The sequence below is a fragment of the Mycobacterium sp. Aquia_213 genome (assembly GCF_026625985.1).
Taxonomy (GTDB): Bacteria; Actinomycetota; Actinomycetes; order Mycobacteriales; family Mycobacteriaceae; genus Mycobacterium.
On the sequence record NZ_CP113116.1, the window covers coordinates 4,584,034 to 4,605,691 of the forward strand.

At 66.2% G+C, this 21,658-nt stretch carries 20 protein-coding genes; 8 read left to right on the forward strand and 12 right to left on the reverse strand.

All coding sequences use genetic code 11. The features are described 5' to 3' along the window. Window positions 1–46 precede the first annotated feature (46 nt). The 4 genes from LMQ14_RS21215 to LMQ14_RS21230 all read right to left on the reverse strand — a co-directional run bounded on the left by LMQ14_RS21215 (window position 47) and on the right by LMQ14_RS21230 (window position 2,725). Window positions 47–574 carry a cupin domain-containing protein gene (locus LMQ14_RS21215; RefSeq protein ID WP_420714705.1) on the reverse strand — a complete coding sequence of 176 codons (528 nt, stop codon included), beginning with the start codon at window positions 572–574 and terminating at the stop codon, window positions 47–49. Window positions 575–618: 44 nt separating this feature from the next. After that, on the reverse strand, window positions 619–1,302 hold the full coding sequence (locus LMQ14_RS21220; RefSeq protein ID WP_267731517.1) for a nitroreductase family protein: 684 nt from the start codon (window positions 1,300–1,302) through the stop codon (window positions 619–621). A gap of 17 nt (window positions 1,303–1,319) precedes the next feature. Further along, entirely contained in the window at window positions 1,320–1,970 is a 651-nt protein-coding gene (locus tag LMQ14_RS21225; RefSeq protein WP_267731518.1) for an HD domain-containing protein, read from the reverse strand. A 104-nt stretch (window positions 1,971–2,074) separates the two neighbouring features. After that, window positions 2,075–2,725 (reverse strand): HD domain-containing protein, encoded by a 651-nt coding sequence (locus LMQ14_RS21230; protein WP_267731519.1) that lies wholly within the window; start codon window positions 2,723–2,725, stop codon window positions 2,075–2,077. 104 nt (window positions 2,726–2,829) lie between these two features. Here LMQ14_RS21230 and LMQ14_RS21235 point away from each other — a divergent pair, with 104 nt between their 5' ends. Next, entirely contained in the window at window positions 2,830–3,801 is a 972-nt protein-coding gene (locus LMQ14_RS21235; protein WP_267731520.1) for a GlxA family transcriptional regulator, read from the forward strand. Between the two features lie 52 nt (window positions 3,802–3,853). On the opposite strand, the gene LMQ14_RS21240 is transcribed toward LMQ14_RS21235, so the two are convergent. Beyond that, window positions 3,854–6,835, reverse strand: coding sequence for a UPF0182 family protein (locus LMQ14_RS21240; RefSeq protein ID WP_267731521.1), 2,982 nt, complete (start codon window positions 6,833–6,835; stop codon window positions 3,854–3,856). A gap of 58 nt (window positions 6,836–6,893) precedes the next feature. Further along, window positions 6,894–7,916, reverse strand: a complete 1,023-nt coding sequence (locus LMQ14_RS21245; protein ID WP_267731522.1) for a PDZ domain-containing protein — start codon at window positions 7,914–7,916, stop codon at window positions 6,894–6,896. Window positions 7,917–7,994: 78 nt separating this feature from the next. Between LMQ14_RS21245 and LMQ14_RS21250 the strand changes: the two genes are divergently transcribed. Together LMQ14_RS21250 and LMQ14_RS28180 are read left to right on the forward strand one after the other, a co-directional pair. Next, entirely contained in the window at window positions 7,995–9,380 is a 1,386-nt protein-coding gene (locus tag LMQ14_RS21250) for a zinc-dependent metalloprotease (protein ID WP_267731523.1), read from the forward strand. A 126-nt stretch (window positions 9,381–9,506) separates the two neighbouring features. After that, on the forward strand, window positions 9,507–10,736 hold the full coding sequence (locus tag LMQ14_RS28180; protein WP_324291072.1) for a PPE family protein: 1,230 nt from the start codon (window positions 9,507–9,509) through the stop codon (window positions 10,734–10,736). Here LMQ14_RS28180 and pstS read toward each other — a convergent pair. Then, window positions 10,726–11,841 (reverse strand): phosphate ABC transporter substrate-binding protein PstS, encoded by a 1,116-nt coding sequence (pstS, locus tag LMQ14_RS21260; protein ID WP_267731525.1) that lies wholly within the window; start codon window positions 11,839–11,841, stop codon window positions 10,726–10,728. The two genes, LMQ14_RS28180 and pstS, sit on opposite strands and share 11 nt — an antisense overlap. 249 nt (window positions 11,842–12,090) lie before the next feature. Between pstS and LMQ14_RS21265 the strand changes: the two genes are divergently transcribed. The 3 genes from LMQ14_RS21265 to LMQ14_RS21275 all read left to right on the forward strand — a co-directional run bounded on the left by LMQ14_RS21265 (window position 12,091) and on the right by LMQ14_RS21275 (window position 15,708). Then, window positions 12,091–12,867, forward strand: coding sequence for a C39 family peptidase (locus LMQ14_RS21265; RefSeq protein WP_267731526.1), 777 nt, complete (start codon window positions 12,091–12,093; stop codon window positions 12,865–12,867). A gap of 598 nt (window positions 12,868–13,465) precedes the next feature. Continuing rightward, window positions 13,466–14,320: a cyclodehydratase gene (locus LMQ14_RS21270; protein ID WP_267731527.1), complete on the forward strand. Its 855-nt coding sequence runs from the start codon at window positions 13,466–13,468 to the stop codon at window positions 14,318–14,320. A gap of 47 nt (window positions 14,321–14,367) precedes the next feature. Continuing rightward, a complete protein-coding gene (locus tag LMQ14_RS21275; RefSeq protein ID WP_267735621.1) occupies window positions 14,368–15,708 on the forward strand; it encodes an ABC1 kinase family protein in 1,341 nt (446 codons plus the stop codon). Here LMQ14_RS21275 and LMQ14_RS21280 read toward each other — a convergent pair. From LMQ14_RS21280 to LMQ14_RS21290, 3 genes are all read right to left on the reverse strand, one after another. Next, window positions 15,705–15,974, reverse strand: coding sequence for a WhiB family transcriptional regulator (locus LMQ14_RS21280; protein WP_267731528.1), 270 nt, complete (start codon window positions 15,972–15,974; stop codon window positions 15,705–15,707). The genes LMQ14_RS21275 and LMQ14_RS21280 overlap by 4 nt on opposite strands. 132 nt (window positions 15,975–16,106) lie before the next feature. Beyond that, entirely contained in the window at window positions 16,107–16,259 is a 153-nt protein-coding gene (locus LMQ14_RS21285) for a hypothetical protein (protein WP_267731529.1), read from the reverse strand. A gap of 119 nt (window positions 16,260–16,378) precedes the next feature. Beyond that, window positions 16,379–18,475 carry an ATP-dependent DNA helicase UvrD2 gene (locus LMQ14_RS21290; protein WP_267731530.1) on the reverse strand — a complete coding sequence of 699 codons (2,097 nt, stop codon included), beginning with the start codon at window positions 18,473–18,475 and terminating at the stop codon, window positions 16,379–16,381. Window positions 18,476–18,649: 174 nt separating this feature from the next. Between LMQ14_RS21290 and mrx1 the strand changes: the two genes are divergently transcribed. Continuing rightward, window positions 18,650–18,904, forward strand: coding sequence for a mycoredoxin Mrx1 (gene mrx1 / locus LMQ14_RS21295; RefSeq protein WP_267731531.1), 255 nt, complete (start codon window positions 18,650–18,652; stop codon window positions 18,902–18,904). Between the two features lie 64 nt (window positions 18,905–18,968). Next, entirely contained in the window at window positions 18,969–19,631 is a 663-nt protein-coding gene (locus LMQ14_RS21300) for a sensor domain-containing protein (protein ID WP_267731532.1), read from the forward strand. Between the two features lie 4 nt (window positions 19,632–19,635). Here LMQ14_RS21300 and nudC read toward each other — a convergent pair whose 3' ends face one another. Together nudC and LMQ14_RS21310 are read right to left on the reverse strand one after the other, a co-directional pair. Next, the gene (nudC, locus tag LMQ14_RS21305) at window positions 19,636–20,559 is read right to left on the reverse strand and encodes an NAD(+) diphosphatase (RefSeq protein WP_267731533.1); all 924 of its coding nucleotides are present in this window, start codon (window positions 20,557–20,559) and stop codon (window positions 19,636–19,638) included. Continuing rightward, window positions 20,559–21,629, reverse strand: coding sequence for a potassium channel family protein (locus tag LMQ14_RS21310; protein ID WP_267731534.1), 1,071 nt, complete (start codon window positions 21,627–21,629; stop codon window positions 20,559–20,561). The genes nudC and LMQ14_RS21310 overlap by 1 nt, the downstream gene beginning before the upstream one ends. Window positions 21,630–21,658: the final 29 nt, after the last annotated feature.

Here is a 21,658-nt window from a genome sequence, read left to right on the forward strand (position 1 = left end):
TGTCGAGCCGACCAAATCGCACGCTCAGCGGGGGTAACGACCTCGTTCAGTGCGAAGGCGGGTTCAGCCCGTATCGCTGCGCGATGTCGTCCATCCAGGCCGGCGACCCGTAGGTCAGCCCGTACTTGTCGGCGAGTTCGCCGAACTCGGGCAGCTCGTGCAGCGGCGTGCCCACCGGGTCCTGCGCATGCCCGACGAGCAGCTCGCCGAGTTCCCGGAAGTAGTTCTCGAACCCGCCCGGGGTGATGATCTCGACGATGCGGCCCGGCTCGCTGCCGGCGTTCCACATGGCGTGCATCTGCCCCCGCGGCTTGGTGATGTAGCCGCCCGGACCGAGCACCACCTCACTGTCGTCGGAGCGGAAGCCGATCTCACCCGCCAGCACGATCGAGTGCTCGTCCTCGCGGGTGTGCCGGTGCGCGGCGGTGAGCAAGCCGACCTCGAACGGGTGCTCCACGATGGACACCTCCCCGCCGTTGGTTTTGCCGGCCAGTTTGAACACCGCCCCAAAGCCCGGGAGCGCTACGACGTCGCCCTCCCCCGGCTGCACCACGGTCACCCCGATTTGATTCATGTCACCCAACTTCCTCGGAATTCCCTTGCGCTGCAATGCCTCATTCATTCCGCCACGCTCTGCCGCGGCCAGAGTGGCTGCGGCACTTCGATCCCGAACGGCTTGCCCCAGCCGTTTCGAGATGAAACCTCGTGCACGGGATGGCGATTGGCCGCCACACCCCACTTGCCCAGCGGATAACCGAGGCTCAGCATGGCCGACATTTTCCAGCCCTCCTCGACCGGCACGCCCAATAGCTCGTTCACCCTGTCCTCGAAATTGCGGAGCACCATCGTCATGACGCCGCCGACTCCCTCGGCGCGGGCGGCGAGCAACACGCTCCAGATCGCCGGGTAGATGTTGGCGCCGCCGAGGTCGTCGATGGCGAAAACGAAGAGCAACAAGGGAATTTCTTCAAAATGGTCGGCCAGGTAGTCCCCCGAGCCTTTCATCCGGCGCATCGTGTCGGCGTGAGCGGCCGGGTCCGCGCCGGGCGCGGTCGCGACCATCGGTCCCGTCCCCGCCTTGAATTTGTCGTATTCGAGCGCGCGGGCCTGCCGGTACAGCTGGGCGAACTCGCGGATGAGTTGCGGATCGTCGACGGCCAGAAAGTGCCAGCGTTGGGTGTTCCCCCCATTGGGAGCGCGCACGGCCGCGTCGAGAATGCGGGCCTGCGTCTCCAGCGGAATCGGCTCCGGCCGCAGCCGCCGCATCATCCTGGTGGTGTAAAGGCCTTCATAGATATCCATTTCGATGTTCCTTTCCGCTACTCGGGCAGGCTGCTGTTGAGAATGAGATCGACCACGTTCACCCGCTCGAACGTCGGGTCGAAGTGCGCCAGTACGTCGTCGTTCATCGTCCCGAAAGTGGAGGCCGGACGATGCTTCATGCCGTCGTTGAAAGCAGCCAGGATGCGGCTTTTGAAGTCCGGACGCGGGTGGGCGGCAATCACCGCGTCAATGGCTTCCACAGCGAGCTGCTCTCGGCCGACACCGACCACGTCGGTCTTGACACCGGCTGCGAGCAAGGCGGTTTCGGGATCCAAGCGGGCGGGAACCTCGGGCGTTGAATGCAGCGCGATACCGAGCCAGACCCGGTCGGCATCGGCTTGTCCGACACCGCGTTCCAGCAGAAAATCGCGCGCCGCGTCGGCTCCGTCGATCTCAAAGCGCTGGGTCGACGTGCGGTAATGGGCGGTGAGGCCGAGGTCGTGGAACATGGCTGCCACGTAGAGCAGTTCGGGGTCCGGTTGCAGGCCAAGCCGACGACCGTGCAGTGTGCCGAACAGGAATGTGCGACGGGAATGGTGAAAGAGCACGTCTTCTTCGGCGCTGCGAACGAACTCCGTTGCCTCGCGGGCAAGTGCGGTGTCGGGTATCGCGATGCCGGCGATGGTTTCGATTGACCGAATGGCCATAATTGCTTCTCCTTCCATGCCTTTCGCTAAAGTTTGCGCCGCTGCAGGCCCAGCGCCGGTCAGGCGGCCAGAATCAATCCATTGCAGCCCTTCGGTAACCGTGCCTACTCGGGCCAGGTGTTGCTGAGGATGATGTCGACGAAGTTGTCGCGAACGAATGTCGGGTCGAAATGCGCGAGCACGTCGTCGTTGACCGTGCCGAAGGTGCTGTGCGGGCGGTGCTTCATTCCGTCGTTGAACGCAGTCAGGATGCGCTGCTTGAAATTCGGACGCGGATGAGCCGCGGTGACGGCGTCGAGAGCCTCGGGAGAAAGCTCGTCGCGCTCGATGCCCAGCACGTCGGTTTCGACGCCGGCGGTCACCAGGGCGACTTCGGGAGCCAGGAACTCGGGGATGCCGGGAGTCGTGTGCAAGGCGATACTCAGCCACACCTTGTCGGCGTCGGACTGATCGACGTCATGCTCCAGCAGGAATGCGCGTGCTGCGTTGGCGCTGTCGACCTCGAAGCGCAGCATCGAGGTGCGGTAGCGCTCGGTGAGGCCGATGTCGTGAAACATCGCCCCGGCGTAGAGCAGCTCCAGGTTTGGTTCCAGCCCGCGGCGACGTCCCTGCAGGGCGCCGAACAGGAACACCCGGCGGGAGTGGTCAAAGAGCAAGTCGTCTTCGGCGTCGCGGATGTGGGCGGTGATCTCGCGCACCAGTGCGGTGTCGGGTATTGCGATGTCGGCAATGGTGTCCATCAACTGAATATCCATGATCTGCCTCCTCGTTGGTGTTGGTTGCCAGTTTGCGGGGGAATGGGCAAACCGACCCTTGTCGTTCCAGCCGTCTTCTCCACAGAAAGCGACACAATGGTTTGGTGGCTGAGGACGTGGCGCGTGCGCGAGTGGTGGTAATCGTCGTCTACGACGGGGTGACGCTGTTGGATGTCGCGGGGGCGGGTGAGGTCTTCGTCGAGGCCAACAGGTTCGGCGCCAACTACCAGCTCAAGATCGCGTCGCTGGACGGGGGCGACGTGACGAGCTCGATCGGGACCCGATTGGGCGTCACCGACGGCATTTCGGCAATCGAGTCCGCCGATACCGTCCTGGTCGCCGGCAGCGACAACCTGCCCGGGCATGCGGTCGACCCCGCGCTCGTGGAGGCTGTCAGATCAGTGTCGGCCAGAACCCGGCGCCTGGCGTCGATTTGCACGGGCTCGTTCATCCTCGCGCAGGCCGGCTTGCTCAGCGGCCGACGCGCCACCACGCACTGGCACGAGACACGGCGATTGGCCCGGTCCTTCCGGGATGTCACCGTCGAGCCGGACGCGATCTTCGTCCGCGACGGCGACGTCTTCACCTCTGCCGGAGTCTCGTCGGGCATCGACCTGGCGCTGGCGTTGGTCGAAATGGACTACGGGACCGAGCTGGTCCGCGATGTGGCCCGGTGGTTGGTCGTCTATCTCAAACGCGCAGGCGGCCAATCACAGTTTTCGGTGCTGGTCGAGGCCGACCCGCCGGCGGGCTCGCCGTTGCGCTCGGTCACCGAGGCGATCGCGGCCGATCCCGCTCACGACCACAGCGTGTCGAAGCTCGCGGCCAAGGCGTCGTTGAGTACGCGCCAGCTGACCCGGCTATTTCAGTCCGAGCTGGGGATGACGCCCGCGCGCTACGTCGAGCTGGTGCGAATCGACTTCGCACGCGCCGGACTCGAAGCCGGCCGAACCGTCACGGAGACAGCTCATCTCGCGGGTTTCGGCAGCATCGAAACCCTGCGCCGGGTATTCGTCAACCACCTGGGTATCAGCCCGAAGGCCTACCGGGATAGGTTCCGCACCGCGTGCGCGTGAAAATGGCTGCGGCTCAGCCCAAATCGGCCGGCTTCAACAGGTCCGAGGCGAGCTACTTCGTGTTGTTGTACTTGGTGATCGCGTCGTCGAGCCGCTGCAGCGCCGCTCCATAGCTGGCGAAATCACCCTTCTTCTGAGCGTCACGCGCGGCGTTGATCGCGGTCTGAATATCTTGCAGCGCAGCGGCTTTCGCGGGCGACAACGTCGTCGCCCCGTCCGGAGCCGGAGGCACGGCCGTGGGCGGGCTGTTCGGGCCCGGTGCGGCGGCCGGTGTCGGTGGAGTCGCGGGCGGGTTCGCGGGCGCGCCCGGCTCGGTGGGAACGATCCCCGTCGCGGCCGCGCCCGCACCGGGCCCGAACAACCCGGTGAGTGCGTCACCGACGGTCGGGCCGTAGCCGATCTTGTCGTTGTACATCATCGCCACCCGGATCAACCGCGGGTACGACGAGGCGGCGTCGCTGGCGCCCGGAGAGGCGTAGACGGGCTCGACGTAGAGCAGTCCACCCTGAGCAACGGGCAGGGTCAGTAGATTGCCCCAACGTATTCGGTTTTGGTTGTCCCGCCCGATCACACCGAGGTCTTGGGACACCGCCGGGTCGGTGGTGATCGCGTTATTCGCCAGCTTTGGACCGTTGACCTGACCCGGGATGGTCAGCACCGTGATCCTGCCGTACGTGGAGGGATCGGAGCTGGCGCTGATATAGGCGGCCAGATAGTCGCGTTTGAACCTGTTCATCGCGCTCGTCAACTGATATGACGACGTATTGTCGTTCTTCGCAATGTTTTTCGCGACGATGTAATAGGGCGGCTGATAGCTGCTGGCAGTCGGATTCGGATCCAGCGGCACGTCCCAGAAGTCAGAGGTGGAGAAGAACGTCACCGGGTCGTTGACGTGATACTTCGCCAACAGCATCCGCTGCACCTTGAACAGGTCCTCGGGATAACGCAGATGGTCGGCAAGCTCGGGGCTGATGTCGCTCTTGGGCTTGACGGTTCCCGGGAACACCTGCATCCAGGCCTTCAGCACCGGGTCCTGCTCGTCCTGCTGGTAAAGCGTCACGGTCCCGTCGTAGGCGTCCACCGTGGCCTTCACCGAGTTACGGATGTAGGAGACCTGCTTGTCGGGACCCAGCTTGTTGAACGCCACCTCGGTGGAGTCGGCGGTCGCGGACTCCAGCGACGTGAGTTCGGAGTACGGGTAGTTGTCCAATGTGGTGTAGCCGTCGATGATCCACACCAGGCGCTTGTTGACGATCGCCGGGTAGACGGCACTGTCGGTGGTCAGCCACGGTGCCACCGCCTCCACCCGCGCCGCCGGATCCCGGTTGAACAGAATCTTGCTGTTGGAGCCGATCACGCTGGAAAACAAGAAGTTTCGCTCGGCGAACTTGGCGGCGAACACGCTGCGGGACAGCCAATCGCCGATCGGGACTCCCCCGAGCCCGGTGTAGGTGTAGTTCTTGGTTTCGGTGTTGGTCTCGTAGTCGTATTCGCGGTCGGTGCCGTTGCGTCCGACGATCGCGTAGTCGGCCGAGGTGTTGGAGATCACCGGCCCGAAGTAGATACGCGGCTGGTCCAGCGGCGCCGGCCCGTCCGACACCACGCTGCCGTTGGCGCCGACGACGTTGGCCAGAAACTCCGGGTAGCCGCCGTTCTGGGTGGGATCGTTGGCGATGCCACGCACCGTGTTGGCCGGCGACGCGATGAATCCGTTGCCGTGGGTGTAGACGGTGTGCCGGTTGATCCAGTCGCGCTGGTTGTCGATCAGCCTGTCCGGGTTGAGTTCTCGGGCCGCGACCACGTAGTCACGCAGCGAGCCGTTGCGGTCCAGGTAGCGGTCGATCGACAGCTGGTCGGGGAAGTAGTAGAAGTTCTTGCCCTGCTGGAACTGGGTGAACGCCGGGCTGATGATCGTCGGGTCGAGCAACCGGATGTTCGAGGTCGTCGCGCGGTCGGCGGCGACCTGCTGGGCGGTGGCGGCGCCGTCGCCGCTGTAATTGCGATAGGTCACCTGGTCGGCCGTTAGCCCATACGCTTGTCGGGTCGCGGTGATGCTTCGCCCGATGTATTCGCTTTCCTTTTGCGCGGCATTGGGTCTCACGCTGATCTGCTCGACGATCAGCGGCCAGCCCGCGCCCACGATCAACGACGACAGCAACAACAGGACCAGGCCGATCGCCGGAATCCGTAAGTCCTTCAGCACGATCGCCGAAAAAACCGCGGCCGCGCAGATCAGCGCAATCGCCATCAGGATGAGCTTGGCCGGCAACACGGCGTTGATGTCGGTATAACCCGCACCGGTGAACGGCTTGCCGCCGCGCGTGTGCGACAGCAGCTCGTAGCGGTCCAGCCAGTAGGCAAAGGCCTTGAGTAGCACCAGCGTGCCGATCAGGCTGACCAGCTGAATCCGCGCCGAACGACTCAGGGCGCCGGTACGGCCGGACAGCCGAATGCCACCGAAGATGTAGTGCGACAGCAGGTTCGCGATGAATGCCAGGAACACCGACACGAACAGGTAGCTGAGCACCAGCCGGTAGAACGGCAGCTCGAATGCGTAGAAGCCGAGGTCCTTACCGAACTGCGGATCCCTGATCCCAAAGCTTTGGCCGTGCAAGAACAGCTGGATGCGCACCCAGTAGCTCTGCGCGATTACGCCGGCCAGCAGCCCGATCCCCGTCGGGATACCGACGGCCACCAGCCGCAACCGGGACATGACGACGGTGCGATAGCGCGCCACCGGGTCGTTGTCGTTGCTCGGGACGAAGACCGGACGGGTGCGGTAGGCCACCGCGAGCCCGGCGAACACGATGCCGCCGACCAGCAGGCCGGCGATCAGGAACACCACGATGCGGGTCACCAGCACGGTGGTGAACACCGAGCGGTAGCCGAGCTCGCCGAACCATAACCAGTCGACGTAGGCGTCGATGAGTCGCGGGCCGGCGAGCAGCAACGCGATCACACCGAGCGCGATCAAAATCAGAATCCGGCTGCGCCGGGTCAGCTTCGGCATCCTTGCGGTGGGCCGCATCCCCACTAGGTACGCTCCCTGATCAATGTGAGCTGGACGTCACAACTGTACGCAGAATTGCGGGCTAGCAACTCGGCGCCTGACCTCCCTGTTGGATCGCGTGTAGCGCGTCCACCGCTTGCCCGAGGGTCTCGACCTTGATCAAGCGCAACCCGTGCGGATTGTCCGAGGTCGCCTCGTAGCAATTCTTCGCCGGAACCAGGAACACCGTGGCGCCGGCCTCCTGGGCGGCAACCATCTTGTGCGTGATGCCACCGATCTGGCCGACCTTGCCGTCGGACGAGATCGTGCCGGTCCCCGCGATGAACGTCGAACCGGCCAGATCGCCGGTGGTGAGCTTGTCGACGACCGCCAGGCTGAACATCAGGCCGGCCGAGGGCCCACCGATGTTGGCCAGGTTGAAGTCCACCGCGAACGGCGCCCAGGGCGCATCAAGTACCGCGACACCCATGAAGCCGTAGTCGCGGTCTTTATTTGTGCCCAGCGTGATTTGCGCGACGCCGGCCGGTTCGTTCTTGCGGCGGAAGTCGATCGTCACCGTCTGGCCGGGCTTGGTGTTCTTCAGCAATCCGGTGAACTGCTCGACATTGACCACGGGAGTGCCGTTGACCGCGTCGATCGCGTCGCCGGCCTTCAGCTTGTCCGTCGACGGTCCGGCGTCGGTGACGGTCGCGACGGTGACGGCGGGCGCGAATTTCAGATAGCCCAGGGCGGCGTAGGCGGCGCTGTCCTCGGAGTCTTTGAAGTCGGCGTTGTTGGCCTTGTCGACGTCTTCGCGTGACTTGCCGGGCGGGTAGATGAGGTCACGCGGCACCAGCTGTTCCTGTCCGGAGAACCACAGCGTGAGCGCTTCGCCGAGGGTCAGATCGTCACGCTGGGACACCGTCGTCATGTTGAGATGACCGGTGGTCGGGTGAGTTTGGGTGCCTTCGATCGCGACCACTTGCTTACCGTCGACCTCACCGAGCGTGTCGAAAGTCGGGCCGGGGCCCAGCGAGACGAACGGCACCGTCACCACCGCGAGCAACACGCCGAAGACCAGGATGGGCACCAAAGCGACCATCAAGGTCAGAATCCGCCTGTTCACGCCGCTTACCCTAACCGGACACCGCGGCGGCTCGTTCAGCTACAAGCGTGACGCCGGATGGCGCCTTCTGTTCCGCCGGTGAGTACCGTTGAGGTCATGGCTGACCTGCCTTTCGGCTTCTCATACGGAGAAGACCCCGAGCGCGACAAGCACGGGAAGAAGAACCCCGAGTCCGGCTCGGGCCCGTCAGACCCGCTCGGTGCGTTCGGCATGGGCGGGGACTTCAGCATGGGTGACCTGGGCCAAATCTTCACGCAGCTGGGTCAGATGTTCAGCAACGCGGGCACCGGGCCGGCCGGGGGCACCCCGTCGGGACCCGTCAACTACGACCTGGCCCGGCAAGTCGCGTCCAGCTCGATTGGATTCGTCGCACCGATCCCGGCCACGACGAACTCGGCGATCGCCGATGCGGTACACCTCGCCGACACCTGGCTCGACGGCGTCACCGCGCTGCCCGCCGGCACCACCAAGTCGGTCGGCTGGAGCCCCAACGACTGGGTGGACAACACCCTGGCGACCTGGAAGCGGCTGTGCGACCCGATGGCCCAACAGATTTCGACGGTGTGGGCGTCATCGCTGCCCGAGGAGGCCAAGGGCATGGCGGGCCCGCTGATGGCGATGATGTCGCAGATGGGCGGCATGGCGTTCGGCTCGCAGCTGGGCCAGGCCCTGGGCCGGTTGTCCCGCGAGGTGCTGACGTCGACCGACATCGGTTTGCCGCTGGGGCCCAAGGGCGTGGCGGCGATCATGCCGGACGCGGTGGAAGCGTTCGCCGCCGGGCTCGAGCAGCCCCGCAGCGAGATCATGACGTTTTTGGCCGCCCGGGAAGCCGCCCACCATCGGCTGTTCAGCCACGTTCCCTGGTTGGCCAGCCAGCTGCTCGGGGCCGTCGAGGCCTACGCCGCCGGCATGAAGATCGACATGAGCGGGATCGAGGAGCTGGCCCGGGACTTCAACCCCGCCTCGCTGTCCGATCCGGCGGCGATCGAGAACCTGCTCGGTCAGGGCGTTTTCGAGCCCAAGGCCACGCCGGCACAGACCCAGGCGCTGGAACGGCTGGAGACATTCCTCGCGCTGATCGAGGGCTGGGTGCAGGTCGTGGTCACCGCCGCGCTGGGCGACCGGATTCCCGGCGCAGCCGCGCTGAGCGAGACGCTGCGGCGGCGGCGGGCCAGCGGCGGCCCGGCCGAGCAGACGTTTGCCACGCTGGTCGGCCTGGAGCTGCGGCCACGCAAGCTGCGGGAGGCCGCCGCGCTCTGGGAGCGCCTGACCGACGCCGGCGGCATGGATGTTCGCGACAGTGTCTGGCAACATCCCGATCTGTTGCCGCGCGCCGAGGATCTCGATGAGCCGGCCGGCTTCATCGACCGCGTCATCGGGGGCGATACCAGCGGAATTGACGAGGCAATCGCTCGACTCGAGCAAGAAGACCCCGGCGCTGACGGCGGTTCTGCCGAGAACTGAGCGAGGCGTCCGCCCCGCGTAGCAAACCCCTTTTGACAGGGCACCTGCAGCACGTCGTTATCAAAACGTTACATGAACAGCGTTAGATCACTTATTAAACCTCTGTTTAACAAAGTGAGAACGCTAATGGATTACGCTTTGCTGTGCCCGGAGATCAACTCCGGGCGTATGTATGCCGGGCCCGGGTCGGGGCCGATGCTGGCCGCCGCGGCGGCCTGGGATGCGGTGGCCGCCCAGCTGGAATCGGCGGCCAGCGGCTACGCCGCCGAGATCTCGGGGCTGACCGGCCGGTGGTTCGGTCCCTCGGCGCTGGCGATGATCGCTGCGGCCGCACCCTATATCGCCTGGCTGCAAGCGGGCGCCGGCCAAGCCGCCCAAACTTCGGCCCAGGCCTACGCGGCGGCCGCCGCTTACGAGGCGGCGTTCGCCATGACGGTGCCCCCGCCGGTGATCGCGGCCAACCGGGTGCAGTTGACGGCGTTGGTCGCGACCAATTTCTTCGGGCAGAACACCGCCGCGATCGCGGCGACCGAAGCCGAATACGCCGAGTTCTGGGTGCAAGACGCCACCGCGATGTACGCCTACGCCGCCGACTCCTCGACCGCGAGCGCACTGACGTCGTACAACGAGCCGCCCCGCACCACCCGCGATACCGGGCAGGCTACCCAGGCCCGCGCGTTGGCCCAGACCACCGCCAACACCACCAGCGGCCAGACCCAGGCCGCGATGCAGCAGCTGACGTCGGCCAACGTCGCGGCCCAGACCGTCGACGTGCCCATACCCGAGGGCGGCACCGCCACCGTCCCGGCCGGCAGCACGGTCACCATCGGGACCAGCACTCAGATGGTCGTCGACAGCGGCTCGGTCACCGTCACCATCCCGGCTGGCGGGGGCGTCAATGTCCTTGCGCTTTCCCCCGTCACCGTCAACCCCGGCAGCACATTCTTCGCCGCGTCCGGATGGCTAGGAGTGGCCGATGGGACGATCTTCACTCCCACGTCCAGCGCCGTCACCCTCACTCCCGTGGGCGGACCCACCGGGGTGGGCATCGGCTCGCTGCTCGGCAGTGGCTCCGTCACGATCGGTGCCCAATCCGGCGTCATGACCCTGGGCAACACCGCCACCGGCCTCGTCGGCTCCACCGGCGCGACGATCACCAACCTGGCCGGCACCGTCGCCTATACCGCCCCTAGCTCCGGCTTGTCCGGCGCGTTCGCGGCAGTGTCCCCGCTGAGCAGTTCCCCGGGCCTGGCGGGCACCGCGGCAATCCAGCCTCAGCTCGATGCGGATGGGCTCGCGCAATGGGCTCGCACCCTGTCCGGTGTTGACCTGGCCGACGGCCAGCCTAGCCGGTGATCTTGGCGATCTGGGCGTCGGATAACGTCCGGACCGCGTCCGGCAGCGGCCGAAGGTAAATGTGAACCGCGTCAAGGAATTTGGGGCCGCTGCCGTCCGTCACCACCCAGTGCAGGAAGGCCTGCATTGTCTGTGCGATTGCGGGGTCCTTCTGCTTGCTGTAGACGATGGCGTATTCGTAATTGACGATCGGGTATCCGTTCGCGGCGGGTCCGTTGACCAGGGAAACCACCTGATTCGCCGGTGTTTGCGAAGCGGACCCGGCGGCCTCGGCCTCCACGCTTTCGGGGTCGGGCATCACGTAATTGCCTGAGGCATTGGCCAACTCGGCTTCGATCAGCCCCTTCTGCGCGGCCTCCGCTTGGTAGCGGGTGCCGAGGTAGGCGATGCAGCCTGGAGTTTGGGCACAGGTCGTCACAACGGCCACCATGCCGTTCTGACCCGAGGCGCCCGGAACCGCGGGAAAGTCGACGGAGGTCGCGAAGCCGGGCGACTTGCCCCACCCGTTGGGGTCCTGCTTGGACAGGTACTGAGTGAACAGGAAGGTGTCGTTGCTCCCGCTGTCCGTACGGTGCAGCGGAACCACCGGGATGGCCGGCAGGTTTACCCCGGGATTGAGCTCGGCGATCTGCGGGTCGTTCCAGGCCTTGACGGTGCCCTTGTACATGGCCGCCAGCACTTTGCCATTGAGCCTCAGGTTTGCGACGACACCGGGCAGGTTGTAGTTGACGTGCAGGGAAGAAACGGCCAACGCGATGTTCAGCAGACCCGGGTGTGCGGACATGTCACCGTCGGTCAGGTAAAGCCCGGATGCGCCGATGTTGACCGCCCCACCGGCGGCCTGCGAGACCCCATTGCCGGATACGTCGCTCTCGACGGTGATCGTGACGTTGGGGTATTTCGCGTGATAGGCCGCAGCCCACGCATCCATCAGCGGGTAGAGATTGTTGGAACCGGTCTCGGTCAACGTCACGTTCGACGTCGGCGGCGCGGTAGCGACGCGCGGGGCAGGAGCCGACGAACCGGCCGTTGAGGGCGAACCGCAGGCTGCCGCGACCAGCATCACCGGTATGGCAAGTCGCAGCCCACACAGACGAATTTTCATCGACCGACCTCACCTTTGCCCCGGTTTGGTTCTGTGGGCACCGACTGCATCGAGGAGCCCGCGATCACTATCCCAGCTCCGTACTTCGACCGCAGGGGCAACTGGGTGACGGTTTCTTCGGATCACTGAGCGAGGCGATCTCCCGCCCGGCAAACGGCCTTATTGGAATTGCGTCAATACCGCTGCACTTGTTTGCTGAGAGTGCTATCTTGTCGACGAATCAATCGTCCGACTGGCCTTGGCGGCAACATGTTCAGCTCCCGAATTGCGACCGCGGTACGCGCCGCATTGGTTTGCGCTTGCATCGGTGTGGCCAACGTTTCGTTGGTCACGGCATGCGGCTCGGCACCGTCATCGACACGTGCGGCGACGACCTCACCAGCCGCCGCGACCTCTCCTGCCGCCGCGACCGGTGGCACGTCCGGCAACCCGACGGCAAAGCCGACGACGGCGGCCAGCGGCGTCTACGGCGACCCGCAGGCGGCCGCCAAGTATTGGGTGCAGCAGTCGACGGAGGACACCTGCGGGCTGGCTTCGGTGGCCGATGTGGTCGGCGAGGTCACCGGCAAACCCGCGACGGAGGCCCAGATCATCAAGCTGGCGCAGAACACCCCCTCGGTGATCCGCGACGGTCCGATTTACCTCCCCACCGGCGACCCGGGCCACGAAACCGAGAAGGGTGGCATCGATGCGGCCGACACCGTCGTGCTGCTCGACCACTACGGCATCAAATCGCGCATGACGTGGGACAAATACCCCGATGAGGTGACTCTGCCCGCGTTAGAGCAGTACCTCGGCGCCAACCGCAAGGTCATTGCCTGGGTCAACGGCGGAACCATCCTGGACAGCAACGACCAGCGCAAAACCGCCGATCACCTGCTCGTGGTCACCGGGATCGACACCAACAACGACACCGTTCACCTCAACGACCCCTACGCCGATAACGGCGACACGAAGGTCAGCATCACGAGATTCATGACCGCTTGGAAAGCCGGGGAGCACACCATCGTCGTTACCGCCGGCTGACCATCGCCCGGTCGTCCCGGCGGCACCGCTGTGGATAACTGAACCGGCCGTTCGCTGCGGCGTGGCAAAGGAACAACGAAACGCTAGCGCGCACAACATCATTTGCGCGCTGTTCACGGCATCGTCGCACAGTCGACGGGCAGCGTGGGTAACCGTCCGCAGCGGTCGATCGCATCGGCCCGATGCACTAGGCCAGGAACGGGATGCTGGCCACGGACGATAGATCGAGGTGAAGGAAATGCGCAAACAACCAATCATCGCTGTGGGATCGGCGCTAGTAGCCCTGGCGTTCGGTACTGGGATCGCGCACGCTGACCCGGACCCGGACCCGGACGATCTCGGCGAACCGCGCAACTGGCCCTGTGGATACACGTTCGGACCAGTAAATACGCACGCACCAATAGGAACGATCTTGGAATGGCGTTACGCACGGCCGTGTCCACCGCCGCCCGCACCGGCTGAATAGCACTAACGGTCACGGCCAGTTCAAGGTTCACGGCAACGTCCGGGCTCATGATCCTCGGGCCCCGCGCTGGTCCTGACGGCCCTGTGGACAGCTGATCGGGCGTGCGCGGCCGGCGTGGCACAGTCTGGATTCATGCCGCGGGACGCGGAGTATGCGCTGGACCCGGCGATGCCGGTGCTGCTGCGACCCGATGGTGCGGTGCAAGTGGGCTGGGATCCCCGCCGCGCCGTGCTGGTCCGTCCACCACGTGGCCTGGCCGCGGCGGCGCTGGCCGCGCTGCTGCGCGCGATGCGATCACCCCTACCGATCACCGAGTTGCAGCGCCAAGCGGTCGAACGCGGGCTGACCGAACCCGACGGCCTGACACGTCTGGTCGCGCAGCTGGTGAACGCCGGGGTGGTGACCCGTGGCTGCCGCCAGGCCGGCGGGCGGGCGGCCTCGATCCGGGTCCACGGCCGCGGGCCGCTATCGGACCTGCTGATGGAATCGCTGCGTTGCTCGGGGGCGCGGATCGCGCACAGCAGCCAGCCACACGCCGCGATGTCGCGCGCCACCGTGGATCTGGTGGTGCTGGCCGACTACCTGGTCGCCGACCCGCGCCTGGTGCGCGACCTGCACAGCCAGGGCGTCGCGCACCTGGCGGTCCGGGTGCGCGACGGCACCGGGCTGGTCGGGCCGCTGGTCATCCCCGGCGTGACCAGCTGCCTGGGCTGCGCCGACCTACACCGCAGCGATCGCGACGCCGCGTGGCCGGCGGTCGCGGCCCAGCTGCGCGAGACCGTCGGCGTGGCCGATCGGGCCACCCTGCTGGCGACCGCGGCGCTGGCGCTCAGCCAGGTGAATCGGGTGATCGCCGCGGTGCGCGGCCACAATGCCGGTCCCGATCCCGGGCCACCGCAGGCGCTGAACGCCACCCTGGAATTCGACCTGCACGCCGGCGCCATCGTTACGCGGCAGTGGACCAAGCATCCGCTGTGTTCGTGCTGACGCCCGGTGTTACGCAGATCAATCCCGAGACTGACCACCGGTCGTGGATGATGGGGGTTGTGTCTGAGATCAAACGGGGTCGGGCGGCGCGCAACGCAAAGCTGGCGACCATTCCGGTCGGCTTTGCTGCGCGGTCCGCGCTGGGCTTCGGCAAGCGGCTGACCGGCAAGTCGAAAGACGAAGTCCAGGCCGAATTGCTGGAGAAGGCGGCCAACCAGCTGTTCCAAGTGCTCGGCGAGCTCAAGGGCGGGGCGATGAAAGTCGGCCAGGCCCTGTCGGTGATGGAAGCCGCGATTCCCGAGGAGTTCGGCGAGCCCTACCGCGAAGCGCTGACGAAGCTGCAGAAGGACGCCCCGCCGTTGCCGGCCGACAAGGTGCACCGGGTGCTCGATGCGCAGCTGGGCACCAAGTGGCGGGACCGGTTCAGCACGTTCGACGACACCCCGGTGGCCTCGGCCAGCATCGGCCAGGTGCACAAGGCGGAGTGGTCCGACGGTCGCGAGGTGGCCGTCAAGATCCAATACCCGGGCGCCGACGAGGCGCTGCGGGCCGACCTGAAGACCATGCAGCGGATGGTCGGGGTCATCAAACAGCTCGCGCCCGGCGCCGACGTCCAGGGCGTGGTCGACGAGTTGATCGAGCGCACCGAGATGGAACTCGACTACCGGCTCGAGGCCGACAACCAGCGGGCGTTCGCCAAGGCGTATCGCGACCATCCGCGTTTCGCAGTGCCGCGCGTGGTGGCCAGCGCGCCAAAGGTGGTGGTTCAGGAGTGGATCCAGGGCGTGCCGATGGCCGAGATCATCCGCCACGGAACCCCCGAGCAGCGCGACCTGATCGGCACCCGGCTTCTCGAGCTCACCTTCGACGCGCCGCGCCGGCTGCAGTTGCTGCATGGCGACGCGCACCCGGGCAACTTCATGCTGCTGCCCGACGGACGGATGGCCGTCATCGACTTCGGCGCCGTTGCGCCCATGCCGGGTGGTTTTCCGATCGAGCTCGGGATGACCATCCGGTTGGCCCGCGAGAAGAACTACGACCTGTTGTTGCCGACGATGGAAAAGGCCGGCTTCATCCAAAAAGGCCAACAGGTTTCGGTGCGCGACATCGACGACATGCTGAAACAGTACGTCGAACCCGTCGAGGTCGAGGTCTTCCACTACACCCGCAAATGGCTGCAGAAGATGTCCGCCGTCGAGATCGACCGGTCGGTGTCGCAGATCCGCACGGCCCGGCAGATGGACCTACCGCCCAAGCTGGTGATTCCGATGCGGGTGATCATGTCGGTGGCCGCCATTCTGTGTCAGCTGGACGCCCACGTGCCGATCAGGGCGCTGTCCGAGGAGCTGATCCCCGGCTTCGCCGAGCCCGACAACGCGGTGCTCTAGGCAGCGACCGAACCCTTGCGGGGGCGCCCGCGCGGCCGTTTGTAACTCACGACCTCACCCCGCTCGAATATCTCGCCGCCCCAAACACCCCATGGTTCGGCACGGTCCAGCGCCGCGGCCAGGCACTGCCGTCGAACCGGGCAATCCGTGCAGAGCGTCTTGGCGCGCTCCAGGTCCGCCGGGGTCTCGGCGAACCATAGGTCGGGATTGCCGGCGTGACATGGCAACACCGGCCGCGGCTGTCTGGGGACTGTCAGTGCCGACATGTCCTGCTCACCTGCTTCCTGGTTGGGTGTCCTATTTCGGTGATCCGGACCAGGTTGCGGGTTGCCGACCCAAAACTATGGCCACGGATCCTGGTGACTCGGGTCCGTGGCCATGTGGTGAAAACGGGGCAGTTAGGTAAGACCCCAATCCACGGACGCTTGAGTCGCGGCGGCGGCGCGATGCTTAAGCGCGGCCGCCGGCGTAGCGGCGGCGTGGGCAGCGTGGGAGGTCCACGCGGACAGCACCGCGCCGGCCACGCCTACCTCGAACGTGTCGTTGATCATCGTGGCCACCTCCTCTCACCTGTGCGCATGCCGGCGGCAGCCGGCAGCAGATTGCGTTTCCGAGAGTAAATGGTAACCGACGGAACTGACAACCGATTTTCTGACCTGCGCGTTTGTCGTCAGCGACCGCGGACCATTTCCAGCACGTCGGGTCCGTACTGCTCGAGTTTGCGCGCGCCGATACCCGGGATCGCGATCAGGGCCGCTTCGTCGCCGGGTAATAATTCGGCAATCGCGATCAGAGTGTTGTCGGTGAAGACGACATACGCGGGCACCTTCTGCTCCTTGGCGACGTCCAACCGCCACTCCTTGAGCCGCAGCAACAACGCCTCGTCGATGTCCGCGGCGCACGTTTCGCAGCGGCGCAGCATGACGGCCGCCGGCGTGGTCAGGTTGTTGTTGCAGATACGGCAGCGTGACGCGCCTTGCTTGCGCCGGGATTTGCCCGGCGCCGGGTCGGCACGCGTCTGCGGCGCAATACCGTTGAGAAACCGAGACGGCTTGCGGGTCTGCCGCCCGCCCGGGTTGCGCGACAGCGCCCAGGACAGCGCCAAATGCACTCGGGCCCTGGTGATTCCGACGTAGAGCAGGCGACGCTCTTCCTCGACCGGCTCGCTCTCGGCGCCGTGGGACAACGCGTGCGAAATGGGTAGGGTGCCGTCGGCCAATCCGACCAGGAACACCGCATCCCATTCCAGCCCCTTGGCGGCATGCAACGACGCCAGGGTGACGCCCTGCACCACCGGTGGATGCCGCGAATCGGCCCGAATCAGCAGCTCGGCCACCAGGCCCGGCAGGTCCAGCTGCGGGCGCTGCGCCACCTCCCCCTCCACCAGCTCGGCTAACGCGGCCAGCGCCTCCCAGCGCTCCCGGGCCCGGGTGCCGACGGGTTCCTCGGCTGTCAGCCCCAGCGGTTCCAGCACCGCGCGGACCACCTCGGGCACGGGACCCTCGGCACCGCGCTCGGCGGCGCGTCGCAGCGCCACCATCGCCTGCTTGATCTCCTGGCGGTTGAAGAAGCCCTCGCCGCCGCGAACCTGGTAGGCGACGCCGGCCTCGGTCAATGCTTCCTCGTAGATCTCGGACTGCGCGTTGACGCGGTAGAGCACCGCGATTTCAGATGCCGCGGTGCCGGATTCGATCAGCCCGGCGATCGCCTTCGCGACCGCGGCCGCCTCCACGGTTTCGTCGGGATGCTCCTGAAACGTCGGGACCGGACCCGGCGCACGCTGGCCGGATAGCTGCAGCTTGCTGCCGGCGACCCGGCCGCGGGCCGCGGCGATCATCTGGTTGGCCAGCGAGACGACCTGCGGGGTGGAGCGGTAGTCGCGCTCCAGGCGCACCACGGTGGCGTCCGGAAACTGCCGCGAGAAGTCGAGCAGGAAGCGGGGCGAGGCGCCGGTGAACGAGTAGATGGTCTGGTTGGCGTCGCCGACGACCGTCAGGTCGTCTCGATCGCCCAGCCACGCCGACAGCACCCGCTGCTGCAGGGGCGTGACGTCCTGGTATTCGTCGACGACGAAGCAGCGGTAGCGGTCACGGAACTCCTCGGCGACCGCGGCATCGTTCTCGATCGCGGCGGCGGTGTGCAGCAGCAGGTCGTCGAAGTCGAGCAGCGTCACCGTTTCGTCGCGAACCTTGAGGGCCTCATAGGCGGTGTAGACGTCGGCGACCTTTTTGGCGTCCAGCGGGATGTCACGCCCGGCGGCGGCGACCTCGCTCGGGTACGCCTCGGGGCCGATCAGCGAGGCCTTGGCCCATTCGATCTCGCCGGCCACGTCGCGCACGTCGTCGGTGCTGACATTGAGCCTGACCCGGCTGGCCGCCCGGGCCACGACGGCGAACTTGGTGTCCAGCAGTTGCCAGCCGGTGTCACCGACCACCCGCGGCCAGAAATACCGCAACTGCCGGTGTGCGGCCGAGTGAAAGGTCAGCGCTTGCACGGCGCCGACGCCCGATCCGTTCTGCGCCGCGGCGTCCAGGGTCCGCAATCGGGAGCGCATCTCGCCGGCCGCACGCTGGGTGAACGTGACCGCCAGCACCTGTCCGGCGGCGACGTGACCGCTCGCCACCAGCTGGGCGATGCGGTGCGTGATGGTGCGGGTCTTGCCTGTTCCGGCACCCGCCAGCACACAAACCGGTCCGCGCGGTGCCAGCACGGCCTCACGCTGCTCGTCGTCCAGTCCGGCGGTCAGTGGATCGGCGACCATCGGCATGACGTCCATCTTGGCAGCGGTCGCCGACAAACCGGGTGTTTCGCCACGCCGGAGCGCCCCGCCGTCTGCGGTGCCCCGAGCGCGGAACGCATCGTCGCCGGGCTCGTCCGAATTGCCCGTCTCCTCAGCGCCCGCTGCGCGGAACGCATCGTCGCCGGGCTACGTTATCGGGTTATGAGCAACGCTCCGATTACCGTTTACACGACGTCATGGTGTGGCTATTGCCATCGCCTCATGACCGTGCTCAAGTCCAACGGAATCCCCTACGAGACGGTCGACATCGAACACGACGCGGCGGCCGCGGAATTCGTCGGTTCGGTCAACGGCGGCAACCGGACGGTGCCGACGGTGAAGTTCGCCGACGGATCGACGCTGACCAACCCGAGTGCGGCCGAGGTGAAAGCGAAGCTGGCTCAGGTCGCCGGTTAAGCGCTCGGCCTGAACTCGCACTCTCGGCCGGAGCATCGCGTAGGCAGCGCCCTACCATCGGACTATGGCGTCGAATTTGCGTTCGCGACAAGACAGCCCGCTTCGCAAATTCTGGTCGGCCACAATCCTGTGCTGCGCGGTGGTGCTGATGTCGGCTTGCTCGCATTCGAGCACTCCGGCCAAGTCGCACACCACCGTCACACACGTCGACGACATGATCGTCGGCCTCGACGACGTCCGGCGCATCGCCAAAGCGGGCGACCTCGACCGCGCCGAGGCGGACCTGAACAAGCCGGCGCCGTCGGACGCCAACGCTCCGGGGCCGTGTCGGGTGGTGGGACACAACGACCTCACCTTCGGCAACAACTGGACGGAGTTTCGTGCCGCGGGGTATCACGGTGTCACCGACGACATCCAGCCGATGGGCCGGGCCATGATCAATGGAGTCACCCAGGCGGCGGGGCGCTATCCGAACTCCGATGCGGCACAGGGCGCGTTCCATCAGCTGGAATCGTCGCTGCAAGCGTGTATGGATCTGCACGATCCCAACTACAGCTTCACCCTCGACCGACCGGATCCGTCGACGCTGAAGCTCAGCGCCCACCAGTGGACCCATCTGTACCGCACCAAGTCGGCTTATCTGGTGTCGGTCGGCGTGGTGGGTCTTGAAACCGCGGATCCGATCGCGAATTCCGTCCTGCAAATCATCACCGATCGCATCGGTTAGCGGCTCAGTCGATCTCAGCCCAAGATTCGATGATGACCCGTGCGATCGAAATCGAACCGGGCAGAAGCAGTTTCGACTGCGACGAACTGCTCCAGTCACCGACCGCAAGCGCCGCGCGCACTTCGTCGCGAGTGAACCACGCGGCCTCGGCGATCTCACCGTCGTTGAACGAGAACTCCTCGTCGGGGTTGCCGAGCGCGTGGAAACCGACCATCAGCGAACGCGGAAAGGGCCACGGCTGGCTGCCCAGGTAACGAACATCGCGCACGTTCAGGCCGATTTCCTCACGGATCTCCCGGACCACGCAGACCTCGAACGACTCGCCGGCTTCGACGAATCCGGCCAGCAGGGAGAACATTCGCTCGGGCCACACCGCCTGGCGGGCCAGCACCGCGCGGTCACCGCCGTCGTGCACCAGACAGATGACCGCCGGGTCGATGCGCGGGAACTCCTCGTGCCCGGTGACCGGGTTGACTCGTGACCAGCCCGCCCGGGCCGGTTTCGTCGGGGAGCCGTCCACCGCGCTGAATCGTGCCCTGTCATGCCAATTCAGCAGCGCTACGGCCGACGACACCAGTTGGCTGCTGGTGTCGTCGAAGATCGGGCCGAGACTGCGCAGGTTCACCACTTCGGTTTGGACGTCCGGATCCTCCGGTGCTTGCAGCGCCCCGCGGATGGCCCAGACGTGTTGGCCGTTCTCGATGCGGCCGAGGAATACCGCGTCGTGCGGCGGCTTTTCGCCCAGTTCGGCCGCCGAACGAAGTACCACCCGGCCGTTGGCGACCAGCACCTGGTTGCGCGAGTCAACGCGCAGCAGCGCCGCATCCGCCCATCCGACGGTGGCCGCGTCGACGTCGGTGCGCAGTTGGTCGGCCCGGTCGGCGCCGACGCGCGAGAGCAACGGGACGCTGCTCAGCTGGAAGTCCACTAGTGCCCCGCGTTTTTGATGTAGAGCAGCCGGTCGGTGGCCTCGATCGCGTCCACTTCGGGTGCGCCGATGCGAAGCAGATGCCCGTCCCGCACGACGCCGAGCACGATGTCGCGCAGGTGCCGCGGCGATCCGCCGACCTCGCTCGCCTCCACTTCGCGTTCGGCGATGGCCAGCCCGGCGTCCGGGGTCAATAGGTCTTCGATCATCTCCACGACGCTGGGCGTGGTGGTGGCGAGACCGAGCAGCCGGCCCGCGGTCTCCGAGGACACCACCACCGAGTCCGCGCCCGATTGCTGCAGCAGGTGCGAATTCTCGGCCTCCCGGATCGCGGCCACGATTTTGGCCTTGGGCGCGATCTCTCGCGCGGTCAAGGTCACCAGCACGGCGGTGTCGTCACGGTTGGTGGCAACAATGATCGACGACGCGTGCTGCGCCCCGGCCAGCCGCAGCACGTCGGACTTGGTGCCGTCGCCGTGCACGGTGACCAGACCGGCGGTGGTGGCGTGCTCGAGGGCGCCGCGATCCGTGTCGACGACCACAATCTCGCCTTGGGCGGCCTCGTCACTGACCCGCGCGGCGACGGCACGTTTGCCCTTGGTGCCGTACCCGATCACGATGGTGTGGTTACGCACTCTGTTCCTCCAACGCTGAATTTTCCACCCCTGCCGGGATCGCTCCGAGAGCACCTCGAGCGTGGTTCCGACCAGCACAACCAGGAACGCGATCCGCAGCGGAGTGAAGACGACGGTGTTGACCAGGCGCGCGGCTTCGGTAACCGGCGTGATGTCGCCGTAGCCGGTCGTCGACAGCGAAACCGCCGAGAAATAGAGGCAGTCCAGGAATGTCAACCGATCGCCGCGCACGTCGCGGTAGCCATTGCGGTCCAGGTAAACGACGAGGGCGGCACCGAGCAAGACGAGCAGCGCGATGACCAGCCGTCGGGTGATGACGCGGGCGGGACTGCCCGGGTCTTCGGGGATGCGCAGCACGCCGACCAGCAGGTGACCGGGCTGAGTGGTCAGTCTCTCGTCGAGACCTCTCAGCCGTCGCAATCTACCCTTGGGCACAGCGGTCCATCGTTGGCCGGACAACACCG

Excerpts from the sequence above, each read along its gene's own strand:
- LMQ14_RS21215 (WP_420714705.1), bottom strand. The coding sequence starts at position 574 with ATGAATCAAATCGGGGTGACCGTGGTGCAGCCGGGGGAGGGCGACGTC.
- LMQ14_RS21220 (WP_267731517.1), bottom strand. The coding sequence starts at position 1,302 with ATGGATATCTATGAAGGCCTTTACACCACCAGGATGATGCGGCGGCTG.
- LMQ14_RS21225 (WP_267731518.1), bottom strand. The coding sequence starts at position 1,970 with ATGGCCATTCGGTCAATCGAAACCATCGCCGGCATCGCGATACCCGAC.
- LMQ14_RS21230 (WP_267731519.1), bottom strand. The coding sequence starts at position 2,725 with ATGGATATTCAGTTGATGGACACCATTGCCGACATCGCAATACCCGAC.
- LMQ14_RS28180 (WP_324291072.1), top strand. The coding sequence starts at position 9,507 with ATGGATTACGCTTTGCTGTGCCCGGAGATCAACTCCGGGCGTATGTAT.
- pstS (WP_267731525.1), bottom strand. The coding sequence starts at position 11,841 with ATGAAAATTCGTCTGTGTGGGCTGCGACTTGCCATACCGGTGATGCTG.
- LMQ14_RS21265 (WP_267731526.1), top strand. The coding sequence starts at position 12,091 with ATGTTCAGCTCCCGAATTGCGACCGCGGTACGCGCCGCATTGGTTTGC.
- LMQ14_RS21270 (WP_267731527.1), top strand. The coding sequence starts at position 13,466 with ATGCCGCGGGACGCGGAGTATGCGCTGGACCCGGCGATGCCGGTGCTG.
- LMQ14_RS21275 (WP_267735621.1), top strand. The coding sequence starts at position 14,368 with ATGATGGGGGTTGTGTCTGAGATCAAACGGGGTCGGGCGGCGCGCAAC.
- LMQ14_RS21280 (WP_267731528.1), bottom strand. The coding sequence starts at position 15,974 with ATGTCGGCACTGACAGTCCCCAGACAGCCGCGGCCGGTGTTGCCATGT.
- LMQ14_RS21285 (WP_267731529.1), bottom strand. The coding sequence starts at position 16,259 with ATGATCAACGACACGTTCGAGGTAGGCGTGGCCGGCGCGGTGCTGTCC.
- LMQ14_RS21290 (WP_267731530.1), bottom strand. The coding sequence starts at position 18,475 with ATGCCGATGGTCGCCGATCCACTGACCGCCGGACTGGACGACGAGCAG.
- mrx1 (WP_267731531.1), top strand. The coding sequence starts at position 18,650 with ATGAGCAACGCTCCGATTACCGTTTACACGACGTCATGGTGTGGCTAT.
- LMQ14_RS21300 (WP_267731532.1), top strand. The coding sequence starts at position 18,969 with ATGGCGTCGAATTTGCGTTCGCGACAAGACAGCCCGCTTCGCAAATTC.